The organism is Haloferax chudinovii, assembly GCF_042663345.1.
GTDB lineage: Archaea > Halobacteriota > Halobacteria > Halobacteriales > Haloferacaceae > Haloferax > Haloferax chudinovii.
In genome coordinates, this window is record NZ_JBHTAB010000003.1 from 173,784 (window position 1) to 197,695 (window position 23,912).

Below are 23,912 nucleotides of genomic sequence, written 5' to 3' on the forward strand. Positions count from 1 at the left end.
CCGTGTCGGCATCCCCCACGAACTATGCAGGAGTTCGACGCGCGAACCCCGACGCCCGCCCACGAGACGGCCATCGACTGCCTACAGGCCGGCGTCGAGGCCGTGCTCCCCGACCGCGTCGTCCGCGAGTCGGTGTCGCTCGACGGCGACACGCTGACCGTCGCGGACGCCACGTACGACCTGACCGCCTACGACCGCATCCTCGTCGTCGGCGGGGGCAAAGCCGGCGACGGCGTCGCCGACGCCCTCGAAGCCGTCCTCGGCGACCGCATCGACGGCGGCGTCGTGGTGACGCCCGACCCGACGCCGAGCGCCGACGGGCGCATCGAGCGACTCCCCGGCGACCACCCGGTCCCCTCCGCGCGCGGCGTCGAAAGCACCCGACGACTCGCTGACCTCCTCTCTGACCTCGACGACCGGACGCTCGTCCTCGCCGCCATCACGGGCGGCGCGAGCGCGGTCCTCCCGGCCCCCGCCGAGGGCATCTCGCTCGCCGAGTTGCAGGAGACGACCGACAGACTGCTCGAAAGCGGCGCGGAGATTCACGACCTCAACGCGGTTAGAAAGCACGTCTCGACGCTGAAGGGCGGCGGTCTCGCGCGGCTCGCCGCGCCCGCGACGGTCGTCGGCCTCGTCCTCTCGGACGTGGTCGGAAACGACCTCGGCGTCATCGCCTCCGGCCCGACCGCGCCCGACGAGACGACGTACGACGACGCCCTCGACGTGTTAGACCGGTTCGACCTCGACGTGCCGACATCGGTCCGCACGCGCCTCGCCCGCGGTTCCGCCGGCGACCTGCCGGAGACGCCGAAGCCCGGCGACCCGGTGTTCGACCGCGTGACGAACCACGTTCTCGCGGACACCTTCACCGCGCTCGACGCCGCCCGCGAGGTGGCCGACGAACGCGGCTACGACCCGCTCATCCTCTCGTCTCGCGTACGCGGCGAGGCCCGCGAGGCCGCGAAGACCCACGTCGCCGTCGGAGAGGAGTCACTCGCGACCGGGAACCCGATTTCCGCGCCCGCCGTGGTGCTCTCGGGCGGCGAGTGCACCGTGACGGTCCGCGGCGACGGCGACGGCGGACCGAACCTCGAATTCTGCCTCGCGGCCGCCGCTGAACTCCCCGGCGAAACCGTCCTCGCCAGCATCGACAGCGACGGGAAGGACGGCGGGACCGACGTCGCGGGCGCGGTCGTGGACTCCTCGTCGGTCGCCGCCGGCGACGCCCACGCCGCGCTGGCGAGAAACGACGCGCTCCCGGTGCTCCGGGAGGCCGGCGCGCTCGTCGAGTCCGGCGCGACGGGGACGAACGTCAACGACCTGCGCGTCCTCGTGGTCGGCGAGGGCGTCTGAGCGCCGAGGAGTCTTCGGCTGGCGGGACAACAGGTTTGTATCCTCCGGCGGAGTACTCCTCCCCATGGCCGGTTTGTTGCCCTCCACTCCCGACACCTCCGCCGCGGAGGAGTCCTCCCCGCGGGTCATCGGTCTCGACGACGACGAGGCGTCGGACCTCCTGTCGGCGCTCTCGTCGGAGACGGCCCGCCGCGTGCTCGCCGCGCTCCACGAGGAGCCGACGAACGCCGCGGAACTCGCAGAGCGGGTCGACACGTCGCTCCAGAACGTGCAGTACCACCTCCGAAAGCTCGACGACGCGGGCCTCGTCGAGGTGGTCGACATCGTCTACTCCGAGAAGGGCCGCGAGATGAAGGTGTACGCGCCCGCCGACAGGCCGCTCGTCGTCGTCGCCGGCGGTGAGGAGACCCGGACGGGTCTCGCGTCCATGCTGACGAGCCTGCTCGGGGGCGTCGCCGTGTTGGCTCTGCTGTCGGCGCTCGTCCAGTGGGTCACCACGCGCGGGCTCGGCGTCCTCGGCGGTGCCGGCGGTGCCGCGGAGTCCGCCGACGCGACGGCGGTCTCGACGATGGCCGCGGAGGCCGCGCCCGCGGCGGCGCAGGGAGTCCCGCCGGGGCTGGCCTTCTTCGCCGGCGGCCTCGTCATCCTGCTCGTCGTCGCGGCCGTCCAGTTCGCCCGACGGTGAGGCACCGCGGGAGTCGACGGCGACCGGGTCGGCGATTCGCGCTGGGGTAACTATTCGTACTCCCGCCAACTACAGCATAGCATGAAACACCGTGCCGTGGTCCGCGGTATCGGGGTCGGCGTCGGCGAAGACGGCTCGAACGTCCCGGCGGTCGTCCTCGAAGCGCGCGACGAGTTCCTGCCCATCGTCATCACGTCGGACCAGGCTCAGGCCATCCAACTCGGTCTCTCCGGCGAGCAGTTCGAGCGCCCGCTGACCCACGACCTCTTGGTCGAGATGGTGACGGAGTTCGGCGGGGCCATAGACAGCATCCGCATCGACGACCTCTCGAACGGCACGTTTCTCGCCAAGGTCGACGCGGAGCGCTACCACGACGGCGAGGCTCGGTCGGTCGTCTTCGACGCGCGCCCGAGCGACGCCATCGCCCTCGCCATCCGCGTGGACTGCCCCATCCTCGTCTCCGACGAGGTGCTCGACGCCGCCGGCCAGTCGCCCGAGGCGTTCGACGCCGATTTCGACGGCTGAACGCGGGGCGTCGCCGCCGCGCCCCACGATTTCAAGCCCCCTCGGCGTGATCCTGCTCGCATGAGCGAATCTACTGCGACGCTCGGCGAGTCGCGCACCGAGATGACCGAGCTCCTCCTGCCGAACGACACGAACAACCTCGGGCGAGCCCTCGGCGGGGCGGTCCTCCACTGGATGGACATCTGCGGGGCCATCGCCGCGATGCGCTTTTCGAACCGCCAGTGCGTCACCGCGTCGATGGATCACGTCGACTTCATCGGCCCCATCGACCTCGGCGAGGTGGCCGTCATCGAGGCGTACGTGTTCAACGTCGGCCGGACCAGCGTGGACGTGAAAGTCGACGTGCACGCCGAGAATCCGAAGACCGACGAGCTTCGGAAGACGACCACGTCGTTTCTGACGTTCGTCGCGCTCGACGACGACGGGAAGCCGACGCCCGTCCCCCGACTGGTCTGTGAGACCGACGAGGAAGACGAACTCCGCGCCGAGGCGGTCGCCGCCCGCGCCGACCAGCTCGAATCCGTCATCGAGCGCATGGAGTAGGGCGGAAGACCCCACCGGCGACAGCGCCGAACCCTTTTCCCCGACGGCGACCGACTGGCGACCATGCTCGACGTTCCCGTCCCGGACCCGCCGTCGCTCCCGACGGTGGACCCGAATCAGTACGACGACGCGCAGGTGGCGGCCGACGCCGACTTCAAGCGCGCCGAGTTGGAGGCGTTCCTCGAAGCCGGCGCGTGGACCGACGCCTTCGAGGCGTGGGCCGCCGAGACGCCCGTCACCGAGGCGCAGTGGGAAGTCGTCCTCGACCTCGACCTCCTCACCTACTTCGACTTCTTCTGGGACGACTTCGCCGACCGCGTCGGCTACCACGCCCCCGGCATCCCCGAGGACTGGAAGGAGCGCGACCTCCACCCCGACCTGACCTCGTGGGGCGAGGTGTCGTCTATCAACGCCGGCCTCACCGAACTCGGACAGGACGTGTGCGACGTGCTCAAAGACGACTACATCGACTGGGAGTCCGAGTACGAAGCGCCCGACGACCTGCCGGACTTCTGAGGTCGCCGCTTTTCCCCTCCCTGTCGTTTTTCTCGGCTCGGCTTCTCACGAATCACCTCCAGAAAACCGTTGAGAATAGTCTCTTATTCGTGATATTCTCACGAGATATACATATTTGTGGAGGGATTGTGGTCAGATTTGGGAAAACGGTGATATTCCAATCGGCGCTCTCATCACCTGTCGCTATGACGAACATAAAACGACGCGACGTACTCCGTGGATTCGGTGGCGTCGCTATCGCGGGCGGACTCGCAGGGTGTATGGGCGGCGGCACGGCCGACGACGAGACCGAGACGACCACGACGTCGACGCCGACGCCGACGCCGACCCCGACGCCAGAACCGGAGACAGCGATGCTCCGCGTGGCGCATCTCTCGCCGGACGCGCCGAACGTCGACGTGTACGTCGACGACTCGGTCGCGCTCTCTGACGTGCCGTTCGGCGCGGTCAGCGACTACCTCTCGGTTCCCGTCGGGACCCGGACGGTGAAAGTGACCGCCGCCGGCGACGAGTCGACAGTCGCCTTCGAGGGGGACCTCGACGTCGCCGAGGCGACCTACACCGTCGCCGCGGTCGGCGAACTCGCCGAAGGGACGTTCGAACCGCTCGTCCTCGAAGACGACGTGTCGCTCCCGGCCGACGACACGGCTCGGGTCCGGGTGGTCCACGCCTCGCCCGACGCGCCCGCCGTCGACGTGACCGCCGGCGACACGGTGCTCTTCGACGGCGTCTCCTTCACCCAGTCCGGGAGCGTCGAGGTGCCGGCCGACACCTACGCGCTTCAGGTCAGGGGCGATACGGAATCGAACGACGGCGACGCGGTCGCCGAGTTCAACGTGGAACTCGCCGGCGGTACCGTCTACACGGTGTTCGCGGCGGGTTACCTGACGCCCGACGACGAGTCGGCCGACGCGGGCTTCCGGCCCGTCGTGGTCGTCGACGCCGGCTCCGGCGGCGGGGGACTCGTCCAGCGCGACGTGTCGCTCCGCGCCGCGCATCTCTCGCCAGACGCGCCGAACGTCGACGTCCTCGTCGACGACGCGGTCGCGCTCGCCGACGTGCCGTTCGGCGCGGTCAGCGACTATCTCGCGCTGACCGCCGGCTCGCATCAGGTGACGATTCGCGCGACCGACGCGCCCGACACCGTCGTCTTCGACGAGACGCTTGACCTCGCGGCCGGCGCGTACACCGCCGCGGCGCTCGGCGAGCTCGACTCGGGAGCCGACAACGGCTTCGCCGTCTCGCTCCTCGAAGACGACCGGTCGGCCCCCGCGGACGACGCGGCCCGCATCCGGGTGCTTCACGCCTCGCCGGACGCGCCAGCCGTCGACGTGACCGTCGTGGGGTCGGGCGACGCCCTCGTCGACGGCGCGGCCTTCGGCGACGCCGCGACCGTCGAGGTTCCCGCGGGCGAATACACTCTCCAGATACGGGGCGACACGGACTCGAACGACGGCGACGTGGTCGCCGAGTTCGACGTCGCGGTCGAGGGCGGGCGCGCCTACACCGCCATCGCGCTCGGCTACCTGACGCCCGACGGAGAGCCGGCGGACGCCGCGTTCGACCTCAGCGTCGTCGCGGACAACTGACCGCAGACCGGCCCGTCCGGCCTGCGAGCGCCCCCGACCCGACACCGCATCCGGGAGACCTTCCACCCGAACGAATGACGCCAACGCGACCCCGACGACGCGGACCGCCCCGCGCACAGCGGCGGCCATGAGCGTCTGGGTCGACGCCGCGCGGCTCTCGCTCGGCGCGAGCGCGGTGTTCCTCGTGGTCCTGCTCGGCGTCTGGGGGCGGAACTACCTGCTGTTCCGGTCGAAGCACGCGCTCGGCTTGGTTGTCTTCGGCGCGTTCCTCCTCGCCCAGAGCCTCTTCGCGCTCTACTACTACCTCGTCGACCCGACGCTATCGGTCTGGTTCGCCACCGCCGTCCCCGCCGCGGCGTGGCGGGTGCTGATGGGAATCCACGTCCTCCAAGCGGTCGCGCTGGCCGTCCTCCTGTGGATCACGTGGGATTAAACGTTAACTCGGAGGCCTCCGAGCCTCCTTGCATGCACCGCCGAGCCCTCCTCTCGAGCGCCGCCGCGCTCTCGCTTGCCGGCCTCTCGGGCTGTCTCGCCGACGCCCGACGAACCGCCAGCGGTCGAATCCGCGCCGACACCGGCCACTCGCAACTCCATCCGGCGGACGAGCGATACGTGACGGGGTCGTTCCCCGAGGACGCCGACTTCCGCGGGTGGCTCTTTTCCGACCCGCCGGCCGACCAGCGGGACGTGTTCACCGACCGCGCGATGCAGGGGCAGTACTCGAACGACCTGCTGGGGGCCGACGGCGACTCGTTCGTCCTCCTGTTCGAGGTCCGCATGCCCCGCGAGGACGCCGCGTTCTACAACGTCGCGCTCTCCCCGTCGTGGAGCGGGTGGCGCGACGCCGACATCCCGATTCGACGGTCGCCGCCGTCCGACCCCGAGGTGTTCGAGGCCGACACGCTCGTCTGCACCCATCTCTCGACGTTCGACGTGGGAAGCGACGCCGCGCCGACGAACGCCACGCTCCGGGTGTTCGAGCGCGACGACGACGCCGGCAGTTCGCTTGGGTCGGACTCCGAACAGACTGTGGCGACCTATCGCGTCGGTCGCTGGTCGGACCGGTAGCGTCGGGGTCTCGTCGGCGTCCCCTCGCCGTCGGGGTCGGCGTCGGGGTCGACCCCGGAGTAAGCGTTATACTCCTCGCGCGACTGGTTTCGGATACCATGCGACCACGCTGGACTGTCCCCCGCTCGCCCGCGGTCGGCCAGTCCCGACGCTCGGTCGTCGCCCCGTCGCCCAGTATCGCGGGGCGGTAGCCTCGCACATCTCTCATCCTCACTCCACCGTCCGTATCGACCTCCGAGCGACAGCGGTCTCCCTCCGGTCTGACCACCGGAACTCCAATGGAGCGACACACTCTCCCCACCCGACAGGCGTATCGACAGCGACCAGCAGGCCATCGACAGCGACCAGCAACCCGGCGACCGCGCCCGCGAGCGCGGCGGGTCGCCCCCCGACAGCGGAGGGTCGACCGTGTCTGAGACCGACCCGACGGAACGCCCGGGCGACGCGGACCAGACCCGCCGTTTTGATATATATCCACGAGAAGGACGGGGTATGGAAGACATCGCAGACCAGTACACGCCGTCGGACGTGGAGTCCGTCGTCGGCGAGTACTGGGACGAAAACGACGCGTACGAGGCGACGAAGGAGGCACACGCCGACGACCCGTCGTTCTTCTTCGTCGACGGCCCGCCGTACACCTCCGGCCAGATGCACCTCGGCACGGCGTGGAACAAGACGCTGAAGGACGCCGTCATCCGGCACAAGCGCATGACGGGCCATCAGGTCACGGACCGCCCCGGCTACGACATGCACGGCCTCCCCATCGAGGTCAAAGTCGAGGAGGAACTCGGCTTCACCTCGAAGCGCGACATCGAGGAGTTCGGCATGGAGCAGTTCATCCAGAAGTGCAAGGAGTTCGCCGTCCGCAACCGCGAGGCGATGGACGAGGACTTCCAGTCTATCGGCGCGTGGATGGACTGGGACAACCCCTACCAGACGCTGTCGCCCGAGTACATGGAGTCCGCGTGGTGGGCCTTCTCGAAGGTCGCCGAAAACGGGCTGGTCGAACAGGGCAAGCGGAGCGTCAACTACTGCCCGCGCTGTCAGACCGCCATCGCGGCCAACGAGGTCGAGTACGACGAAATCACCTCGCCGTCTATCTACGTCAAGTTTCCGCTGAAGGGCCGCGAGGGCAACCTCGTCATCTGGACGACGACGCCGTGGACCATCCCCGCGAACACGTTCGTCGCCGTCGACGGCGAGATGACGTACCAAGAGGTCCGCGCCGAGAAGGACGGCGAGAGCGAGGTGCTGTACCTCGCCGAGCCCTGCGTCGAGGCGGTCCTGAAGAAAGGCCGCTACGAGGACTACGAGGTCCTTTCGGAGGTCACGGGCGAGGAGATGGTCGGCTGGGAGTACGACCACCCGCTCGCCGGCGTGGTCACCGAGTACGCCGACTTCGAGGGTGCGGGACAGGTGTACACCGCCGACTACGTCGAGGCCGACCGCACGGGCCTCGTCCACTCCGCGCCCGGCCACGGTCAGGAGGACTTCGCCCGCGGGCAGGAACTCGGGCTCGACGTGTTCGTCCCCGTCGACGACAAAGGCGAGTTCACCGAGCAGGGCGGCGACTACGCGGGCACCTTCGTCCGCGACGCCAACCCGGAGGTCATCGAGGACCTCGACGAACTCGGCCACCTGCTCCACGCCGGCGAGCACGACCACCGCTACGGCCACTGTTGGCGCTGTGACACGGACATCATCTTCCTCGCTACCGACCAGTGGTTCATCACGGTCACGGACGTGAAAGACCAGCTTCTCGACAACATCGAGGAGTCCGAGTGGCACCCGGACTGGGCCCGCGACAACCGCTTCCGCGACTTCGTGAGCGACGCGCCCGACTGGAACGTCTCCCGCCAGCGCTACTGGGGCATCCCGCTTCCCATCTGGGTCCCGCAGGACGCCGACGCGGAGGGCGCACAGGAGAGGATCGTCGTCGGCACCCGCGAGGAACTCGCCGAGCGCGCCGACCAGAATATCGACCCCGAGACGGTGGACCTCCACCGCCCCTCGGTGGACCCCATCACCATCACCGAAGACGGCGTGACCTACGAGCGCGTCCCCGACGTGTTCGACGTGTGGATTGATTCCTCGGTCGCCACGTGGGGCACGCTCGACTTCCCCGGCGAGACGGAGGCCTACGACGAGCTGTGGCCCGCCGACCTCATCATCGAGGCGCACGACCAGACCCGCGGCTGGTTCTGGTCGCAACTCGGCATGGGCACCGCCGCGACCGGCGAGTCGCCGTACAAGGAGGTCATCATGCACGGCTTCGCCAACGACAAGGACGGCCGCAAGATGTCGAAGTCCGTCGGCAACATCGTGACGCCCGAGGAGGCCATCGACCGCGCCGGCCGCGACCCGCTTCGCGCCTACCTCCTCAGCCACGACCAGCAGGGCGTCGACCTCTCGTTCGAGTGGGACGGCCTCGCCGACACCCAGTCGACGCTCAACATCTTCTGGAACGTCTTCCGATTCCCGCTTCCGTACATGGACCTCGACGGCTACGACCCCGCCGAGGCCGACCGCTCGGACGGCGAACTCACCGTCGTCGACGAGTGGGTGCTCTCGCGGCTCCAGACCGTCGAGGCCGAGATGGCCGACGCGTGGGACGACTACGAGGTCTCCACCGCGCTCAACGCGCTTTTGGACTTCATCACAAAGGACGTCTCGCGGTTCTACGTGAAGGCCATCCGCGAGCGCATGTGGGACGAAGCGGACTCGGCGTCGAAGCTCGGCGCGTACGCCACGCTCTCGACGGTGCTCTCGGAGTCCATCCGGCTCATCGCGCCCTACGCGCCCTACATGGCCGAGCGGATGTACCAGCGGCTCGACGGCTCGGAGACGTCCGTCCACATGCTGTCGTATCCCGAGGCCGACGAGGAGCTCCGCGACGAGGAGCTGGAAGCCAACATGGCCGTCCTCCGCGACGTGGAGGAGGCCGCGGCGCACGCCCGCCAACTCGGCGGCCGCAAGCTCCGCTGGCCCGTCTCGCGAATCGTCGTCGAGTCCAAGGACGACGCCGTCGCCGAGGCGGTCGACGCCCTCTCGGACCTCCTCGCAGAGCGCGTGAACACCCGCGACGTGCAGGTCGTCGAGGTCTTCGACGAACTCGTCGAGACGGCCGAGCCGCAGATGAGCGTCATCGGGCCGGAGTTCGGCGCTGACGCCCAGAAAATCATGGAGGCCGTCGAAGGGCTCTCGCGCGCCGAGGTCGAATCCGGCGTTGCGGTCGACGGCGAGACGTACGACCTCACCGACGAGATGGTCTCGTACCGCGCGGAACCGCCCGAACACGTCAGCGGTGCCGACTTCGAGGGCGGCACGGTCTACGTCGATACGGAACTCACCGACGACATCGAGTCCGAGGGCTACGCCCGCGACGTCATCCGCCGGATTCAGGAGATGCGCAAACAGCTCGACCTCGACGTGGAGGCCGAAATCGACGTGTCGCTCGCGGTCGACGACGAGCGCGTCGCCGGCTTCGTCGCGGAGAACAGCGACCTCATCGCCGAGGAGGTCCGCGCCCGCGAGTTCGACCTCGGGTCGGCCGAGGGCGAGACGGTCGAGACGTGGGACGTCGAGGACGTGTCGGTGACCATCGCGGTCACCCAACTCGACTGAGGCGGTCGCGCGCCCGTCCGCACCGGCTCGCACCGGCCCGCACCGGCCCGCGGCGTCTCCGCCGGCCCGACGCTCGGCCGCCGCCGCGACCCGTACAACGCGGGGTTCTTTAGGCCGATTTTTCGCAGATAGCGACCGTATCGACTTCCGACTGACCAACACTTTTGGCCTTATCGAACGTGATGGACGGTGAGTCATGAAGAAACTCATCAACGAACCCGGTGCAGTCGTAGACGAGATGCTCGACGGGATGGTCGCGGCGCACCCCGAACTCCGCCGGCTCGACGGCACGAACGTCCTCGTCCGCGGCGACGCGCCGGTCGGGGGGAAGGTCGCGGTCGTCTCCGGCGGCGGGTCGGGCCACGAGCCGACGCACGCGGGCTATCTCGGTGAGGGGATGCTCGACGGCGCGGCGGCCGGTGAGGTCTTTACCTCGCCGACGGCCGACCAGTTGAACGAGATGATTCAGGCGACGGACGCGGGCGAGGGCGTCCTCTGCGTCGTCAAGAACTACGAGGGCGACGTGATGAACTTCGACACCGCCGCCGAGATGGCCGGCATGGAAGGCGTCGACGTCGAGCAGGTCGTCGTCAACGACGACGTGGCCGTCGAGGACTCGCTGTACACCTCGGGCCGCCGGGGCGTCGCGGGCACAATCTTCGTCCACAAGTGCGCGGGCGCGAAGGCCGCCGCGGGCGGCGACCTCGCCGAGGTCACGGCGGTCGCGGAGAAAGTCGTCGACAACGTGCGGACGATGGGGATGGCGCTCACCTCCTGTGTCACCCCCGAGAAGGGCGAGCCGACGTTCGACCTCGGCGAGGACGAGATCGAACTCGGCATCGGCATCCACGGCGAGCCGGGAACCGAGCGCGCCGACCTCATGAGCGCCGACGAGATTACCGAACACCTGACCGAGAACGTCCTCGACGACCTCGACCTCGACGAGGGCGAGGAGGTCGTGACGATGGTCAACGGCATGGGCGGCACGCCGCTGTCTGAGCTGTACATCGTCAACCGAAAGCTCCAGTCCATCCTCGACGACCGCGGCGTCGAGACGTGGGACGCGTGGGTCGGCGACTACATGACCTCGCTCGACATGATGGGCTGTTCGATCTCCGTGCTCCGCGTCGACGACGAGCTGAAGGAACTGCTCGGTGCGCCCGCGGAGACGCCCGGTCTGACCGTCACCGAGTAAGCGACGCGCCGCGTCGTCGGTCGCCGGGAGCTAGCGGCGGCGACCCCCGACACGTCACCGATTTTTCGCGGCAGAACAGTCCCGCGGGACAAGGGATTAACCCCCGGCCGACGAAGGTCAGCCATGGCTGACTCAGAGACACAACGCGAAGCGGTGCTGGACGCGCTCGATAACGTCGCCGAGCGCCTCGCCGAGGAAAAGGAGTATCTCACGGACCTCGACTCCGCCATCGGCGACGCCGACCACGGCGCGAACATGGAGCGCGGCTTCGGCAAGGCCGCCGACAAGCGCGAGGAGTTCGCCGAGATGGAGCCGAACGAGGTCGTCAAGAACGTCGGGACGACGCTCATCTCGAACGTCGGCGGGGCGTCCGGCCCCCTCTACGGCGGCTCTATCATGTTCGCCAGCCAAGAGTTCGAAGAGGGCATCACCGTCGAGACCTCGGTGGCGTTCGCCGAGGCGTATCTCGACAAGGTCAAAGACCGCGGCGGCGCGCAGGTCGGCGCGAAGACGATGGTCGACGCGCTCGTCCCCGCCGTCCACACCTACAAGAAGTCCATCGAGCAGGACGACCTCCCGCCGCTCGAAGCGCTCGCCAAGGCCGTCGACGCGGCCGAACGCGGCGTCGCCTTCACCGTCCCCATCAAGGCGATGAAGGGGCGTGCGTCGTTCCTCGACTGGCGCTCTGTCGGCCATCAGGACCCCGGTGCGACGAGCACGCTGTTCATCCTCGAAGAGCTACTGGCGACCGCCGAGGAGTACCTCGACGGTGAGGTCGACCGCGACGCGCGGGCCGAAGACGCCGTCGGGAGAGACGAATGATCGGCCTCGTCGTCGTCTCGCACAGCGCGAAGGCGGCCGAGGGAATCGCGGAAGTCGCGGCGCAGATGGGCGGCGGCAACGCCCGCATCGTCCCCGCCGGCGGCGACGAAGACGGCATCGGCACCTCGCCGGACCGCATCCGCGAGGGCATCGAGGAGGCGGACGACGGCGACGGCGTCGTCATCCTCGTGGACCTCGGCAGTGCCGTGATGAACGCGGAACTCGCCATCGAGATGGCGATGGACTCCGAGGCGGTCATCGCGGACGCGCCGGTGCTGGAGGGCACGCTCAACGCGGCCGTCGAGACGACGAGCAAGAAGGCGACGCTCGATTCGGTCGTCGAGCGCGCCGAGGACGCCCGCGACTACCGGAAGCTGAACTGAGCCGGTCGGGGCCCGGGCGTCCGGGCCACCGAACCGACTGCCGAAAAGAGCGTCCGCCGCGCGACGCGTCGGCCCGCGGTTTCGTTTCGTTATTCTTCGTCGCCGGCTTCGGGCGTCGAGAGCACTGCTTCGAGTGCGTCGAGCGCGGCTTCCGCGTCGTCACCCTCGGCGACGAGGCGAATCTCCTCGCCGTGGCCGACGCCGAGGCCGGTGACGGCGAGCATGCTGGCGGCGGGGACGAGGTCGTCCTCGTCGGCGCGGCCGAGTTGGACGTCGGCGTCGAAGGAGTTCGCGGTCTCGACGAACTGGGAGGCGGGACGAGCGTGCAGGCCGTCTTTCGGGACGACGGCGACGATGCGTTCCATACGTCGGGTATCGACCGCGGAGCGTTATCGCTACCGGTTGCGGAACGCGGCGGCAAAAAATCGTGAACGACGTGTGCGGGACCGGGGGTGTGCGGGGCCGGGGGCGTCCGGGGTTAGAGCCCGAGGTACGCCGCGTTGGGGATGACCCCGAGGAGGAACAGCACGCCGAGGATGAGCGAGTAGATGGTAATCGACATCGCCGGCGGGTCCACGTGCGTCCCGGAGTGGGAGTAGACGACGCGCTGGGTGACTTCACCGAGGAGCGCGCCCACGAGGCCGCCGACCGCGGCGGCCACGAGGATGAGCGGTTCACTGCCGCCGACCATCGGCGCGGCGACCGCCGCGAACGACGAGCCGCCGAGCGTGATGTGGTGGGTGACGGGGAAGTTCTCGACACCGAGCTGTAAGAACAGCAGGCTCGCCGCGGAGATACCGTAACCGAGGAAGAAGCTCCCGGTGACGAGCCACGCCCAGCCGCCGAGGATGCCGGCCGCGAGGCCGATGGCGGAGACGCTAGCCCACTCGTACTGCTGGGGGAGCCACGGCTCGACTGCCAGCCGGTCGCTTCCGTCGCCGCGGAGCGTGCCCTTCTCGAACGGCGTCATGTCGAGGTAGCCGTCGCCGGCGGGCGTGCCGATGAGCGGGTAGTCGAACGCGAGTCGGGCGATGAGCGCGGTCGTCATGACCGACAGCGCGACGCCGTCGAGCGGGAGGCCGATACCGCTGGAGATGCGGGCGATGAGCAGGCCGAGCACGCCGAAGACGCCGCCGATGGCGAGCACGTCGGGTCGAGTCCCGAACGCGTGCAGGATGTTCTTGCCGTCGACGTCGAACTCGGCGTTCTTGCCGGCGTAGGCGCTGGCCGCGACGCCGGCCGCGAACACGATGTGCGGGCCGACGAACGGGCCGAACCCGATACTACCGGTGATGCCCGTACCGAGTTCGCCGGCGGTGACGAGGTCCACGCCTTCTAACTGTCGGATGACCGTCCCCGCCGTCTCGCCGAGGAGGACGACGAAGCCGGTGAAGACGAACGAGGGGAGCGCTCCGACGGACGCGCCGAACATCCCGCCCGCGAACGCCGCGAGCAGGAGGACGACGAACCGCTCGGCGCTGACGCCGATGACCGGAATCTGGAGTGCGAATGTTTCGAACACGAATTATTCCTCCCGTGCCCAGTCGAGCGAGCGGTCGACGGCCTCCTTCCAGCGGCCGTAGCGCGTTTCGACGTTCTGTGGGTCTTTCGGGGCGAACTCGCGGTCGACCTGCCAGTTCTCGCGGAGTTCGTCGAGCGTCTCCCAGTAGCCGACGGCGAGACCGGCCGCGTAGGCCGCACCGAGGGCGGTCGTCTCGTCGACCTGCGGGCGCACAATCTCCGTGTCGAGGATGTTCGACTGGAGCTGACAGAGGAAGTTGTTCTTGACAGCGCCGCCGTCGACGCGGAGACTGGAGAGGTCGATGTCGCTGTCGGACTCCATCGCCTCGGCCACGTCGCGCGTCTGGAACGCGATGGATTCGAGCGTCGCGCGGACGATGTGCTCGCGGCGGGTGCCGCGGGTCATGCCGACGATGGTGCCGCGGGCGCGCTGGTCCCAGTGGGGCGCTCCGAGGCCCGTGAACGCGGGGACGAAGTAGACGCCGTCGGTGGACTCGACCGACCGAGCGAGCTTCTCGGACTCGGTGGCGTTGTCGATGAGCGTCATGTCTTCGAGCCACTCGATTGCCGCGCCGGTGATGAAGATGGAGCCTTCGAGGGCGTACTGGACCGGCTCACCGGAGCGCTGGAAGCCGACAGTGGTGAGCAGGCCGTGTTCGGACATGACCGCCTCGTCGCCGGTGTTCATCAGCATGAACGAGCCGGTGCCGTAGGTGTTCTTCGCGTCGCCCGCGTCGAAACACGTCTGGCCGAACAGCGCGGCCTGCTGGTCGCCGAGCGCGCCGGCGACGGGGACTTCCGCGCCGAGGAAACCGTTCGCGTCGGTCTCGCCGTAGTGGTCGTCGTCGGACGACGGGCGGACCTCGGGGAGGAGCTCCCGCGGGACGTTGAACTCCTCGAGGAGTTCGTCGTCCCACTCCATGTCGTGGATGTTGAACAGCATGGTCCGCGACGCGTTCGTCACGTCCGTGATGTGGTTCCCCGTCAGCTTGTAGATGAGCCACGTGTCGATGGTCCCGAACGCGAGTTCGCCGTCGGCGGCGCGGTCGCGGATGTCCTCGGGGCGGGAGCGCTGGAGCTTGATGGGGTCGGAGTTGTCGAGTAGCCACTCGGCTTTCGTCGCAGAGAAGTACGCGTCGGGTTCGAGACCCGTCTTGGCGCGCACGTCGTCGGTCTTACCGTCCGCTTCGAGCGTCTCGATGCGTTCGGTCGTCCGACGGTCCTGCCAGACGATTGCGTTGTGAATCGGCTGTCCGGTCTCACGGTCCCAGATGAGCGTCGTCTCGCGCTGGTTCGTGATACCGATGGCCTCCAACTGCTCGGCATCGACCCCGGCGCTCGAAAGTGCCGCGTCGATGACGTTCTTCGTGTTGTCCCAAATCTCGTTTGCGTCGTGTTCGACCCAACCGGGCTCTGGGTAGATCTGTTCGTGCTTCTCGTAAGCGTTAGCGACCACCTTGCCGTCGTGGTCGAACACCATGAACCGCGTGCCTGTAGTGCCCTGATCGATGGCACCGACGTAAGTTTCTCCTGACATTTCTAACCAACCTCGATACGAACTCTCGGTGTGAGAGTCCTACCACTACAAACGTGTACAAATTATATGATAAATGTTTCTTTACTACTCCCTCGTATTATGCAACGACTAAAATCGATGTAGGGGGCCTAAAGCGCTTTATTTCTGGGAGTACTATTTCACACGGGCGCTTTTTCGGACGTTTTAATCAGTAGGATGGTCCCGTGGACAAAACGACCGCGTCCGCCGAGTAACGGCAAAAAACGGCGATTTAGGGGCAACATGGTCCGCAAAAACGCCGGCGACTCGGCGCGCGCGCCGAGCGCGACGACGTTCGAGTGGTCCGACGCTCGAACGAGGGCGGGTCGTCAGCCGTGCGCGCGCGTCAGACCAGTGCCTCTTCGAGGAGTTGGAGCGGGTGTTTGATGTCGTACCCCGTCCCGTGTTCCATCTGCATCGAGCAGGTTGGACACTCGGTCATGCCGACGCTTCCCTGCGCGTGCTCCATGTGGTCGAACATGTCCGCGGCGATCTGCATCGACTTGTCGTATTTTTCCTCCTTCCAGCCGTAGGTGCCGGAGATACCGGAACAGGAGTCGCCGACGTCCTCGATTTCGACGCCGTCGAGCTGGCGGAACAGCTCGACCGCCTGCCGGTCGAGGCCCTGATTGCGGCCGTGACACGGCGCGTGGTAGGCGAACGCCTGGTCGTCGACCGAGGCCTCGCGAACCGCGTCTTCGAGGTCCTCGTGGATGCGCAGATACTCCAGCGCCTCGTAGGTGTGCGCCGAGAGGTCCTCGATACCGTCGATGTCGAACAGTTCGGGGTACTCCTGTCGAAGCGACATCGAACAGGAGGTACACGACGCGATGATGTCGTAGCCCTCGGGGATGAGCCCCGCGAAGTTGTCGACGTTGATGCCGGCGGCGCGCTTGGCGTCGTCGAGCATGCCGTTCGCGAACATCGGCGTCCCCGAACAGCGCTGTTTGGGGACGACGACCTCGTAGCCGAACGACTCGAAGACGCGGACCATCGCCTTGCCCACCTCGGGCGTGTTGTAGTTGGAGTAACAGCCGTGGAAGTAGGCGACGCGCTTCTCCTCGGAGCGGACCTGCGGGCCGCCGCGTTCGTTCCACCACTCGCGGAACGTCTGGGTGGCGAACTCGGGGAAGTCGCGCTCGGCCGTGATGCCGAGCACTTTCTCGTTTATCCGCTGGACGACCGAGTTGCCCATGACGGCGTTCGCCAACCGCGGGAACATGCCTCCCAGCTGGGCGAGCGTACCGTAGTTAGCGAGAATGCGGTTGCGGATGTACTCCCGCGAGAGCTTGTCCATCTCCTCGTCGACGTACTCGCCGCGGGCCGTGTTGTGCATCTGGCTGAGCGGGACGCCCGAGGGACAGGCGTCGTCACAGCGCATGCAGTTCGAACACGACATGATGGAGTCGTCGACGGCTTCGTCTTCCTTGCGCTTGAGCCGCCACTGCTCGGGGCCCTGGAACTTCGGCCCGGGGAACTCGTCGTCGACCTCCGCGACCGGGCAGGACACGTCGCAGGCGGTGCATTTGTAACAGTTGTCCGCGCCGGGACGGAGGTCCATGTCGGTGCTGTCGGGGAACACCTCGACGGCCTCGAAGTCGTCTGTCTGTGCATCGGGGGTCAAAGTCGGGTTGCTTGGGGATTCTGCGTCACTCATCTGGTTGCCTCCTCGCCCGCGAGTCGCCCGGCGACGGCACCCGTCGCCAAGGAGACGCCGCTCGCGGATTTCTCGCGCGCCACGTCGGCACCGCCGACGACGCCGCCCGCGGCGCGCAGGTTCTCGAAGTGCGGTTCGCCGTCTTCGTCGGTCGGCCGAAGCTCGTCGTCGGGAACGACGCCGAAGCGCGCGAACGCGTGGTCGCCGAACGCCTCGGGTTCGGACCAGTCGTAGCGGTCCTCGGGATGCGGCACGTGACAGCCGAAGACGGGCTCTGTGACCGACTCGCGGTCGGAGTCGAGACCCTTGCCGACGAGGCCGCCCGTCGCGAGGACGACCTGCTCGGCCGAGTAGGGCGTCGGTCGGCTCTTCTGGTCGACGATGACGGTCTCGACGCGGCCGTCGGCGGCCTCGAAATCGACCGCCGGGTTGCCCGTCGAGATGCGAACGCCAGCCTCGTCGAGCGCGTCGAACAGGATGTCTTCGAGCTTGAGCCCGAGCAGGCTCGGCGGCCCGGTCGGCACCTCGAAGACGGGGACGCCGAGCCGGTCCGAAAGCTCCGCGCGGACTTCCTCGTCGTGGTCGTCGCCGAGCATCGCCGGGAAGCCGACGCGCGACTCGCCGTCTATCTCCTCGGCGACGGTGTCGGCGAGGACCGAACGGACCGTGCCACCGTTGACCTCCTCGTCGCGGTCGAGCGCCTTGGCGAACCGGGTCACCTTCGCGTCGGCGCGGAACCGCTTGGGGAACTCCACGGTGACGCCACGGGCCGAAAACGGCACGCCGGCGGCCGCGAGGTGGTCCGCGGCGACGGGGGCGTCGAAGTCCGTGAGACCCGCGAAGCCGACCAGAAGCGTGTCGCCAGAGGTGCTGGCGAGACCGGGCGCGACCGACTCGGGGTAGCGCGCCGTCGGCTTCACCGCGCCGCCGTGGGTCATCACGAGCGCGTTCGAGTCGGTGTGACCGCCGCGGTAGACGTCGCCGACCGCCTCGTCGAAGATTTGGAGACCGGCGCGGACGCCGTCTTCGCCGACGACGCGGTAAGGGTGTCCCTCCGGGAGCGCGTCGAGGCCGGCGTAGGGGTCCGAGAGTGGACCGTCGCCGCCGGCGTAGCCGAGCACGTCCACGAGGCCGCTTGCCTGCCGGAGCGTGCTCTTCTTGTGGGCGAGCAGGCGCACGCGAGCGCCCATCTCGGCGGCCGAGAGCGCGGCCGTGCAGGCGGCGATACCGCCGCCGATGACGAGCACGTCGTCAGTTATCGCCATCGACACCTCCGGGCGCGTCGTCGCTTGCGCGGTCCGCGGTCCGTCTTCGACCACCGTCTGCGACCGCCCCGCCGGACGCGACGCCCGAGGTGTCGTCCTCCGAAGCGTCGCCGTCGTCGAAGGCGGCGAAGTCGATGTCGGCGTCGCCCGCCGCGGGGTCCTCGTCGCGGTTCATCGTCGCCGCGTGGAGCAGGTGCTTCAGCGCGGTCTGCGAGAGCTGGGTGCCCCACATGGCGTGGCGCTCGCCCTTCCAGCGCTCCTGATAGAGGTCGTCGAGAGAGGCCCGGACGGTCTCCTCGTCGTACTCGGGGGCGAGTTCGTTCGCCATCCGGTGACAGCAGATCGCGCCCTGACAGTTGCCCATCGAGGCGCGCGTCTGGATGCGAACGGAGTTGAGTTCCGTGCCGGCGGTGTCGAGGGCGTCCTGAATCTCGGCGCGGGTGACGGCCTCGCACTCGCAGACAACCGGGTTGGGGTCGACGCTGTTGAGCACCTCGTCGGCGCGCGAGCCGAGCCGCTGGGCCGACCGGCGGCCGATGGGCGACCGCAGGCCGAAGTCGTCCATGTAGTCGCGGAGGACGGTGAAGTCCTCGCTTCCCGGAAGCGGCACGTCGGCGGTGCGGCACTCGGCCTCCACGTCGAGCTTCTCGCAGACGTGGTCCGAAATCTGCTCGGCCATCATCCGGTAGGTCGTGAGCTTGCCGCCGACGATGCTCGTCATGCCCGGGAGGTCGTCGCGGTCGGCGTGGTCCAACAGGAAGAACTCGCGGGTGATGTCCGTCGGGTCCTCCGTGCCGGTGCCCGGCGGCTCGTACAGCGGGCGGACGCCCCAGAAGGAGCGAATCGTCCGCGCGTCGGCCAACATGGGCACGAGCTCGGACAGCGTCTCTATCATCAGGTCGACTTCCCAGCCCTCCTCGGGGTAGTCCTCTGGGTCTTCGACCTCTTCGTCTGTCGTCCCGAGGATGCACGTCGTCTCGTGGGGGACGATGATGTCGGCGTCGCCTTTCGGGCGACAGCGGTTGACGACCGTGTCCACCTGCCGGGTGTTCATGATGGTCATGACGCCCTTCGACGGCCGGACCTCGACGTCGACGCCCGCGAAGTCGCCGATTTGGCCGGCCCACGCGCCCGTCGCGTTGACGACGTAGTCGGCGCGGATTTCCTCCACTTCGCCGGGTTCGCCGTGGACGTACGGGCCGGTGCCGGTCTGGTGGGTGACCTCGACGCCGACGACCTCGCCGTCCTCGACGAGCACGTCGGTGACTTCGGAATGCGTCTCGATTCGCGCGCCGTGTTCGGCGGCGCTCGCGGCGTTCGCCACGCAGAGGCGGAACGGGTCGACCGCCCCGTCCGGGACCTTGATGGCGCGTTTGATGTCCTTTGCGAGGTACGGCTCTATCTCGCGCGCTTCCTCGGCGGACAGCACCTCGGCCGGAATGCCGCACTCGCGGCAACCCTCCAGTTTCTGTTCGAAGTACTCGTCGGAGTCCTCGGGGCGCTGGACGAACAGCCCGCCCGTCATCTCGACGCAGTGGCCCGCGATGCGCCGGAGGACGCGGTTCTCTTCAATACACTCCTTTGCGGACGGCTGATCCGATACCGCGTACCGGCCCCCGCTGTGGAGGAGTCCGTGCATCCGCCCCGTCGTCCCGTGTGTGAGGTTCCCCTTCTCAACGAGGGTCACGTCCAGCCCGCGCATCGCGAGGTCGCGCGCGATACCCGTGCCGGTCGACCCCCCGCCAATGACGAGGACGCTCGGCGATTTTTTCATCTGTCTTTCGTGAGGTAGGACCGACGGCACTTTATTTTACCTTCACTCGTCTCGCGTCCCGTTCGTCTCACGAAACAGACCACTTCAGTCGCGAGACTACCATCTGAGTGCCCGTAGAACGCCGTAGCTCGGCGTTTCTACACCGAATCGAAACGACGGCGATAATTCAAAATCATTGTTCCAATTAGTTACGCTCGACTCGATTAGGGAGGCGGACCAGAACCTCTCAACTGGCTTTGAGGCGGCCGTCACGGCCGATTTCAGTGTTTCGTGTTCTCACTTGTCAGGGTCGTTGTCGGGAGTGGTCGGTTTTTACGCGTGCGCCGGATACCGTCGGCCAGAGACCTACCACGCCATGCGCCTCGAAGACAGAATCACCAGGCGACAACGCCGCGGCGGGAAGCGCCCCCGACTCGTTCGGGACCTGAGCGAGCTCGACCCGACAGCCCACCCCGAAGAGCCGACCGGCCGCGGTCCGACGCTCGAACGCATCCTCGACCACCTCGACCCCGTGTTCGACGGCGACCTGCCGTCCAACGCCCACGTCCACGGACCGAAGGGCGTCGGGAAGTCGGCGGTCGTCGCGTCGCTGTTCGACCACCTCGCCAGCGCGCTCCCCACCGGACGGTCGGTCATCCACACCACCACGCGCACCGCCGCCACGCCGACGACCTCGTTCGCCTACGTCGACTCTCGTGACGCCCCGACCGAGTTCGCGCTCCTCCACGCGGCGCTCGACGCGCTCTGCGAGGAGCCGGTTCCGTCGCAAGGTGTCGGCGTCGAGGCGCTCCGCGAGCGGCTCGCGGAGTGTGTCGCTCACGACGAACACACGGTCGTCGCCGTCGACCACGTCGGCGAACCGGAGACCTACTCCGCGGCGACGGCGGTCGAGACGCTCGCGTCAGTGTCGCCGCACCTCTCGGTGCTCACCGTCGGCCGCGAGCCCCGCGACGACCCGAGTGCGGGCGGCGAGACGGACGGCGGCACCGCCGCGACCGACGCGACGTCAATCGCCGTCCCGGCCTACGAACGCCACAGCCTCGTCGACATCCTCGTCGCGCGCGCGTCCGACGGCGTCACCCGAAACGCGCTTCCCCACGAGGCGACGCGCGAGGTCGCCGAGTGGGCTGACGGCGACGCCCACGACGCGCTGTCGGCGCTCTACGGGGCGGCAACGCTCGCCGCCGCCGACGGCGCGGACACCATCGACACCGAGTACGTCTGCGCCGGCATCGACGCCGTCCCCGACGACGGCTGTTCGCTCGGCCGCGTGTTCGCGCTTGCCGAGAGCCGTCGCCGCGTCCTTCGGGCGTTCGTCGCGCTCGACGACGAGGAGACCGCCTCCGTGTCGGCGGCGACCGAGCACATCGCCGCGTCGCCGCGGGTGTCGCTGTCGCCCGCGACCATCCGGCGCGTCCTCTACGAGCTTTCGGACCTCGGAATCGTCCGGCGAGTCTCGGACTGTGACCCCACCGACGGCCCGGGGCGGCCGGCGACGCGGCCCGTCCCGAACTTCTCGACGCTGGCGTTCCGCGGGCTGGACGACGGCGAGCGCTGAACTGTGCGAGCGACGACTCGGCCGACTCACCCGCGCCGACTCACCTGCGCCGACTCATCCCGCCTCGCCCCGACCTGCGGCGCGCTTCTCCCCGACCGCTGAACCTTTTTCCCCCGTCTCCCAACTCCGGGTATGGTTCCGCCCCTCGTACTCGACATCGACGGGACGCTCACCGACGCGGAAGGCCACCTCGACCCCCGCGCATTCGAAGTGCTCCCGACGTGGGACGCCCCCGTCATCCTCGCCACCGGCAAGGCGTTTCCCTACCCTGTCTCGCTGTGTCACTACCTCGGGCTCCCGCAGACGGTCATCGCGGAGAACGGCGGGGTCGTCCTCGCCGACGGCGAGGTGACCTACGCCGGCGACCGCGAGGCCGCGCAGGCCGCCGCCGACGAGTTCATCGCGCGCGGCGGCGACCTCGGGTGGGGCGACGCCGACACCGTCAACCGCTGGCGCGACACCGAAATCGCGGTCAACCTCGACGCCGACGAGGCGCTCCTCCGGGAGGTCGCCGCCGAGTTCGACCTCGAAGTCATCGACACCGGGTTCGCCTACCACGTCAAGACTCGCGGCGTCGAGAAGGGCGTCGGCCTCCAACACGTCTGTGAGACGCTCGACTACGACCCGGCCGACTTCGTCGCCGTCGGCGACAGCGAGAACGACGCCTCGACGTTCGGCGTCGCCGGGCGGTCGTTCGCCGTCGCCAACGCGGACGACGTGGCCAAAGAGGCCGCCGACACGGTGCTCGACCAGTCGTACATGGACGGCACGCTGTCCGTGCTCGAATCGCTCCGCGAAAACGAGTAGGCGTCCGCTCTGTCTCGCTCCGCACCGCTCTGTCCCGCTCCGCTCCGCCCCGCTCCGCCCGGCCGACGACATCGACCGGCGACGCAGACTACGGCGGTGCAGTCGCTCCGCCCGATGTGACTGGACCCGAACGGCCCGGTAGCGGAGCCGGACGGCGTCTCAGGCCGGTTCCTCGAAGGGGGCGAAGCGCCCGTTGATGTCCCACTCGTGGATGCAGTAGGCGCTTCCGACCTGTTTTTCGCCGTCCGCTTCGGCGACGAGCCACGTCGCGGCGTCGTCGTCCCAGCGTTCCACCCGACCACAGCGCTCGCAGACGCGTCGCGTCGGCCGTCGAAGTTGGGGTTCCATACGTGTGTGACCGGTTGCCGAGCAAAAAAGCCCATCGCCGTCGGCAGTTTCGCGGCCGGCCGCTGGGCCTCGCGTCGCCCCGCCAGCCGACCGACCTGCGGACGGATGTGCACGAGTCGAACACGACTCAGGTCGGAACCGATGGGACTTACGGGCCGGGGTGCGGAGTGTGCGCATGGGCTTTCACACCTTCGACGCCGACAGGGCGGCGAAACTGGACGACCCCGCGCGGTTCCGCTTCGTCTCCCGGGAGGAGCTCCTCTCGCACCTCGGCGTCGCCCCCGATAGCGTCGTCGCCGACCTCGGAAGCGGCACCGGCTTTTTCACCGACGAGGTCGCCCCGCACGTCGGGACGCTCTACGCCGTGGACGTACAGGAGGTCATGCACGACTTCTACCGCCAGAAGGGCGCGCCCGACACCGTCGAGTTCGTCACGGCCGACGTGGCGTCGCTCCCCTTCGACGACGGCCACCTCGACGCCGCCTTCTCGACGATGACCTACCACGAGTTCGCCACCGACGACGCGCTCGCCGAACTCGCCCGCGCCGTCCGTCCCGGCGGCACAGTGGTCGTGGTCGATTGGTCCACGTCCGGTTCGGGCGACGACGGGCCGCCGCTCGACGAGCGATTCGGCCTCGGGGACGCCGTCTCGGCGCTGGAATCGGTCGGATTTACGGTCTCTCACGCCGAGACGCGACGCGAGACGTTCGTCTGCGTCGCCCGGCGCTGACGCGAACGGCGTCAGCCAAACCGCCCACTTCGAAAACTGAACACTACTGTGGGAGATGTCGGCTTCTCCCCTACCTCGGGCACTAATCTCGGAATCTAATATTAATATCCTAGAGTAATTCGGAGAATATCAGGACAACGCTTACGGCGAAAGATATGGTATCATACATCATGGTACTACATAACTCAGTCATCGACGACTATCACCCGAAAGAGGGGTATTACGAATGTCGCTCCTGTCGCACGCGAACAGTCAGCGCGAGTTATCTGTCGGAGTGTCCCGACTGCGGCGGGTCGGTCCGGAACATCGCCGTCGCTCGCGAGTGACCAGCGACTCGCGCGACCGGCGCGTCACCGACTCCGAACAACTCGACTTCCTTCTCACGAGGCACACG

General features: G+C 68.2%; 23 protein-coding genes. 16 read left to right on the forward strand and 7 right to left on the reverse strand.

Annotated features, from left to right (window positions below; all coding sequences use genetic code 11):
* Positions 1-24: 24 nt before the first annotated feature.
* The 12 genes from ACFQI8_RS08415 to dhaM all read left to right on the forward strand — a co-directional run bounded on the left by ACFQI8_RS08415 (position 25) and on the right by dhaM (position 12,303).
* Complete coding sequence (locus ACFQI8_RS08415) at positions 25-1,353, forward strand: glycerate kinase type-2 family protein (protein WP_390243918.1); 1,329 nt, start codon at positions 25-27, stop codon at positions 1,351-1,353.
* 64 nt (positions 1,354-1,417) lie between these two features.
* The gene (locus ACFQI8_RS08420) at positions 1,418-2,038 is read left to right on the forward strand and encodes an ArsR/SmtB family transcription factor (RefSeq protein WP_390243919.1); all 621 of its coding nucleotides are present in this window, start codon (positions 1,418-1,420) and stop codon (positions 2,036-2,038) included.
* Between the two features lie 81 nt (positions 2,039-2,119).
* The gene (locus tag ACFQI8_RS08425; RefSeq protein WP_390243920.1) at positions 2,120-2,563 is read left to right on the forward strand and encodes a bifunctional nuclease family protein; all 444 of its coding nucleotides are present in this window, start codon (positions 2,120-2,122) and stop codon (positions 2,561-2,563) included.
* Positions 2,564-2,623: 60 nt separating this feature from the next.
* Positions 2,624-3,106 carry an acyl-CoA thioesterase gene (locus ACFQI8_RS08430; RefSeq protein WP_390243921.1) on the forward strand — a complete coding sequence of 161 codons (483 nt, stop codon included), beginning with the start codon at positions 2,624-2,626 and terminating at the stop codon, positions 3,104-3,106.
* A gap of 63 nt (positions 3,107-3,169) precedes the next feature.
* The gene (locus ACFQI8_RS08435) at positions 3,170-3,622 is read left to right on the forward strand and encodes a hypothetical protein (RefSeq protein WP_390243922.1); all 453 of its coding nucleotides are present in this window, start codon (positions 3,170-3,172) and stop codon (positions 3,620-3,622) included.
* A 185-nt stretch (positions 3,623-3,807) separates the two neighbouring features.
* Positions 3,808-5,211, forward strand: a complete 1,404-nt coding sequence (locus ACFQI8_RS08440) for a DUF4397 domain-containing protein (protein WP_390243923.1) — start codon at positions 3,808-3,810, stop codon at positions 5,209-5,211.
* Between the two features lie 127 nt (positions 5,212-5,338).
* The gene (locus ACFQI8_RS08445) at positions 5,339-5,644 is read left to right on the forward strand and encodes a DUF8036 family membrane protein (RefSeq protein WP_390243924.1); all 306 of its coding nucleotides are present in this window, start codon (positions 5,339-5,341) and stop codon (positions 5,642-5,644) included.
* 32 nt (positions 5,645-5,676) lie between these two features.
* A complete protein-coding gene (locus tag ACFQI8_RS08450) occupies positions 5,677-6,279 on the forward strand; it encodes a hypothetical protein (RefSeq protein WP_390243925.1) in 603 nt (200 codons plus the stop codon).
* Between the two features lie 492 nt (positions 6,280-6,771).
* A complete protein-coding gene (ileS, locus tag ACFQI8_RS08455; protein WP_390243926.1) occupies positions 6,772-9,903 on the forward strand; it encodes an isoleucine--tRNA ligase in 3,132 nt (1,043 codons plus the stop codon).
* A gap of 196 nt (positions 9,904-10,099) precedes the next feature.
* Entirely contained in the window at positions 10,100-11,098 is a 999-nt protein-coding gene (gene dhaK, locus ACFQI8_RS08460; protein WP_390243927.1) for a dihydroxyacetone kinase subunit DhaK, read from the forward strand.
* A gap of 123 nt (positions 11,099-11,221) precedes the next feature.
* Positions 11,222-11,920, forward strand: a complete 699-nt coding sequence (dhaL, locus tag ACFQI8_RS08465) for a dihydroxyacetone kinase subunit DhaL (protein ID WP_390243928.1) — start codon at positions 11,222-11,224, stop codon at positions 11,918-11,920.
* Positions 11,917-12,303, forward strand: coding sequence for a dihydroxyacetone kinase phosphoryl donor subunit DhaM (dhaM, locus tag ACFQI8_RS08470; protein ID WP_390243929.1), 387 nt, complete (start codon positions 11,917-11,919; stop codon positions 12,301-12,303). Before dhaL ends, dhaM begins: the two co-directional genes overlap by 4 nt.
* Before the next feature lie 89 nt (positions 12,304-12,392).
* On the opposite strand, the gene ptsH1 is transcribed toward dhaM, so the two are convergent.
* The 6 genes from ptsH1 to glpA all read right to left on the reverse strand — a co-directional run bounded on the left by ptsH1 (position 12,393) and on the right by glpA (position 20,075).
* Positions 12,393-12,668 carry a phosphocarrier protein HPr gene (ptsH1, locus tag ACFQI8_RS08475; protein WP_004976923.1) on the reverse strand — a complete coding sequence of 92 codons (276 nt, stop codon included), beginning with the start codon at positions 12,666-12,668 and terminating at the stop codon, positions 12,393-12,395.
* Between the two features lie 113 nt (positions 12,669-12,781).
* Positions 12,782-13,825 carry a DUF7973 family transport facilitator gene (locus ACFQI8_RS08480; RefSeq protein ID WP_390243930.1) on the reverse strand — a complete coding sequence of 348 codons (1,044 nt, stop codon included), beginning with the start codon at positions 13,823-13,825 and terminating at the stop codon, positions 12,782-12,784.
* A gap of 3 nt (positions 13,826-13,828) precedes the next feature.
* Positions 13,829-15,361, reverse strand: coding sequence for a glycerol kinase GlpK (gene glpK / locus ACFQI8_RS08485; protein WP_390243931.1), 1,533 nt, complete (start codon positions 15,359-15,361; stop codon positions 13,829-13,831).
* A 364-nt stretch (positions 15,362-15,725) separates the two neighbouring features.
* Positions 15,726-17,036: an anaerobic glycerol-3-phosphate dehydrogenase subunit C gene (locus tag ACFQI8_RS08490; RefSeq protein WP_390243932.1), complete on the reverse strand. Its 1,311-nt coding sequence runs from the start codon at positions 17,034-17,036 to the stop codon at positions 15,726-15,728.
* Positions 17,033-18,301 carry a glycerol-3-phosphate dehydrogenase subunit GlpB gene (gene glpB / locus ACFQI8_RS08495; protein ID WP_390243933.1) on the reverse strand — a complete coding sequence of 423 codons (1,269 nt, stop codon included), beginning with the start codon at positions 18,299-18,301 and terminating at the stop codon, positions 17,033-17,035. The genes ACFQI8_RS08490 and glpB overlap by 4 nt, the downstream gene beginning before the upstream one ends.
* On the reverse strand, positions 18,288-20,075 hold the full coding sequence (gene glpA, locus ACFQI8_RS08500; protein ID WP_390243934.1) for an anaerobic glycerol-3-phosphate dehydrogenase subunit GlpA: 1,788 nt from the start codon (positions 20,073-20,075) through the stop codon (positions 18,288-18,290). The genes glpB and glpA overlap by 14 nt, the downstream gene beginning before the upstream one ends.
* A gap of 355 nt (positions 20,076-20,430) precedes the next feature.
* Between glpA and ACFQI8_RS08505 the strand changes: the two genes are divergently transcribed.
* Both ACFQI8_RS08505 and ACFQI8_RS08510 read left to right on the forward strand, forming a co-directional pair.
* Positions 20,431-21,633, forward strand: coding sequence for a Cdc6/Cdc18 family protein (locus tag ACFQI8_RS08505; RefSeq protein ID WP_390243935.1), 1,203 nt, complete (start codon positions 20,431-20,433; stop codon positions 21,631-21,633).
* Positions 21,634-21,765: 132 nt separating this feature from the next.
* Positions 21,766-22,440, forward strand: coding sequence for a phosphoglycolate phosphatase (locus ACFQI8_RS08510; protein WP_390243936.1), 675 nt, complete (start codon positions 21,766-21,768; stop codon positions 22,438-22,440).
* Between the two features lie 159 nt (positions 22,441-22,599).
* Here the strand turns inward: ACFQI8_RS08510 and ACFQI8_RS08515 are convergent, their stop codons facing one another.
* On the reverse strand, positions 22,600-22,788 hold the full coding sequence (locus ACFQI8_RS08515; protein ID WP_042663830.1) for an HEWD family protein: 189 nt from the start codon (positions 22,786-22,788) through the stop codon (positions 22,600-22,602).
* Between the two features lie 175 nt (positions 22,789-22,963).
* Between ACFQI8_RS08515 and ACFQI8_RS08520 the strand changes: the two genes are divergently transcribed.
* Both ACFQI8_RS08520 and ACFQI8_RS08525 read left to right on the forward strand, forming a co-directional pair.
* Positions 22,964-23,518 (forward strand): class I SAM-dependent methyltransferase, encoded by a 555-nt coding sequence (locus tag ACFQI8_RS08520; protein ID WP_390243937.1) that lies wholly within the window; start codon positions 22,964-22,966, stop codon positions 23,516-23,518.
* Positions 23,519-23,688: 170 nt separating this feature from the next.
* Positions 23,689-23,844 carry a rubrerythrin-like domain-containing protein gene (locus ACFQI8_RS08525; RefSeq protein ID WP_390243938.1) on the forward strand — a complete coding sequence of 52 codons (156 nt, stop codon included), beginning with the start codon at positions 23,689-23,691 and terminating at the stop codon, positions 23,842-23,844.
* The last annotated feature ends 68 nt before the right edge of the window (positions 23,845-23,912 follow it).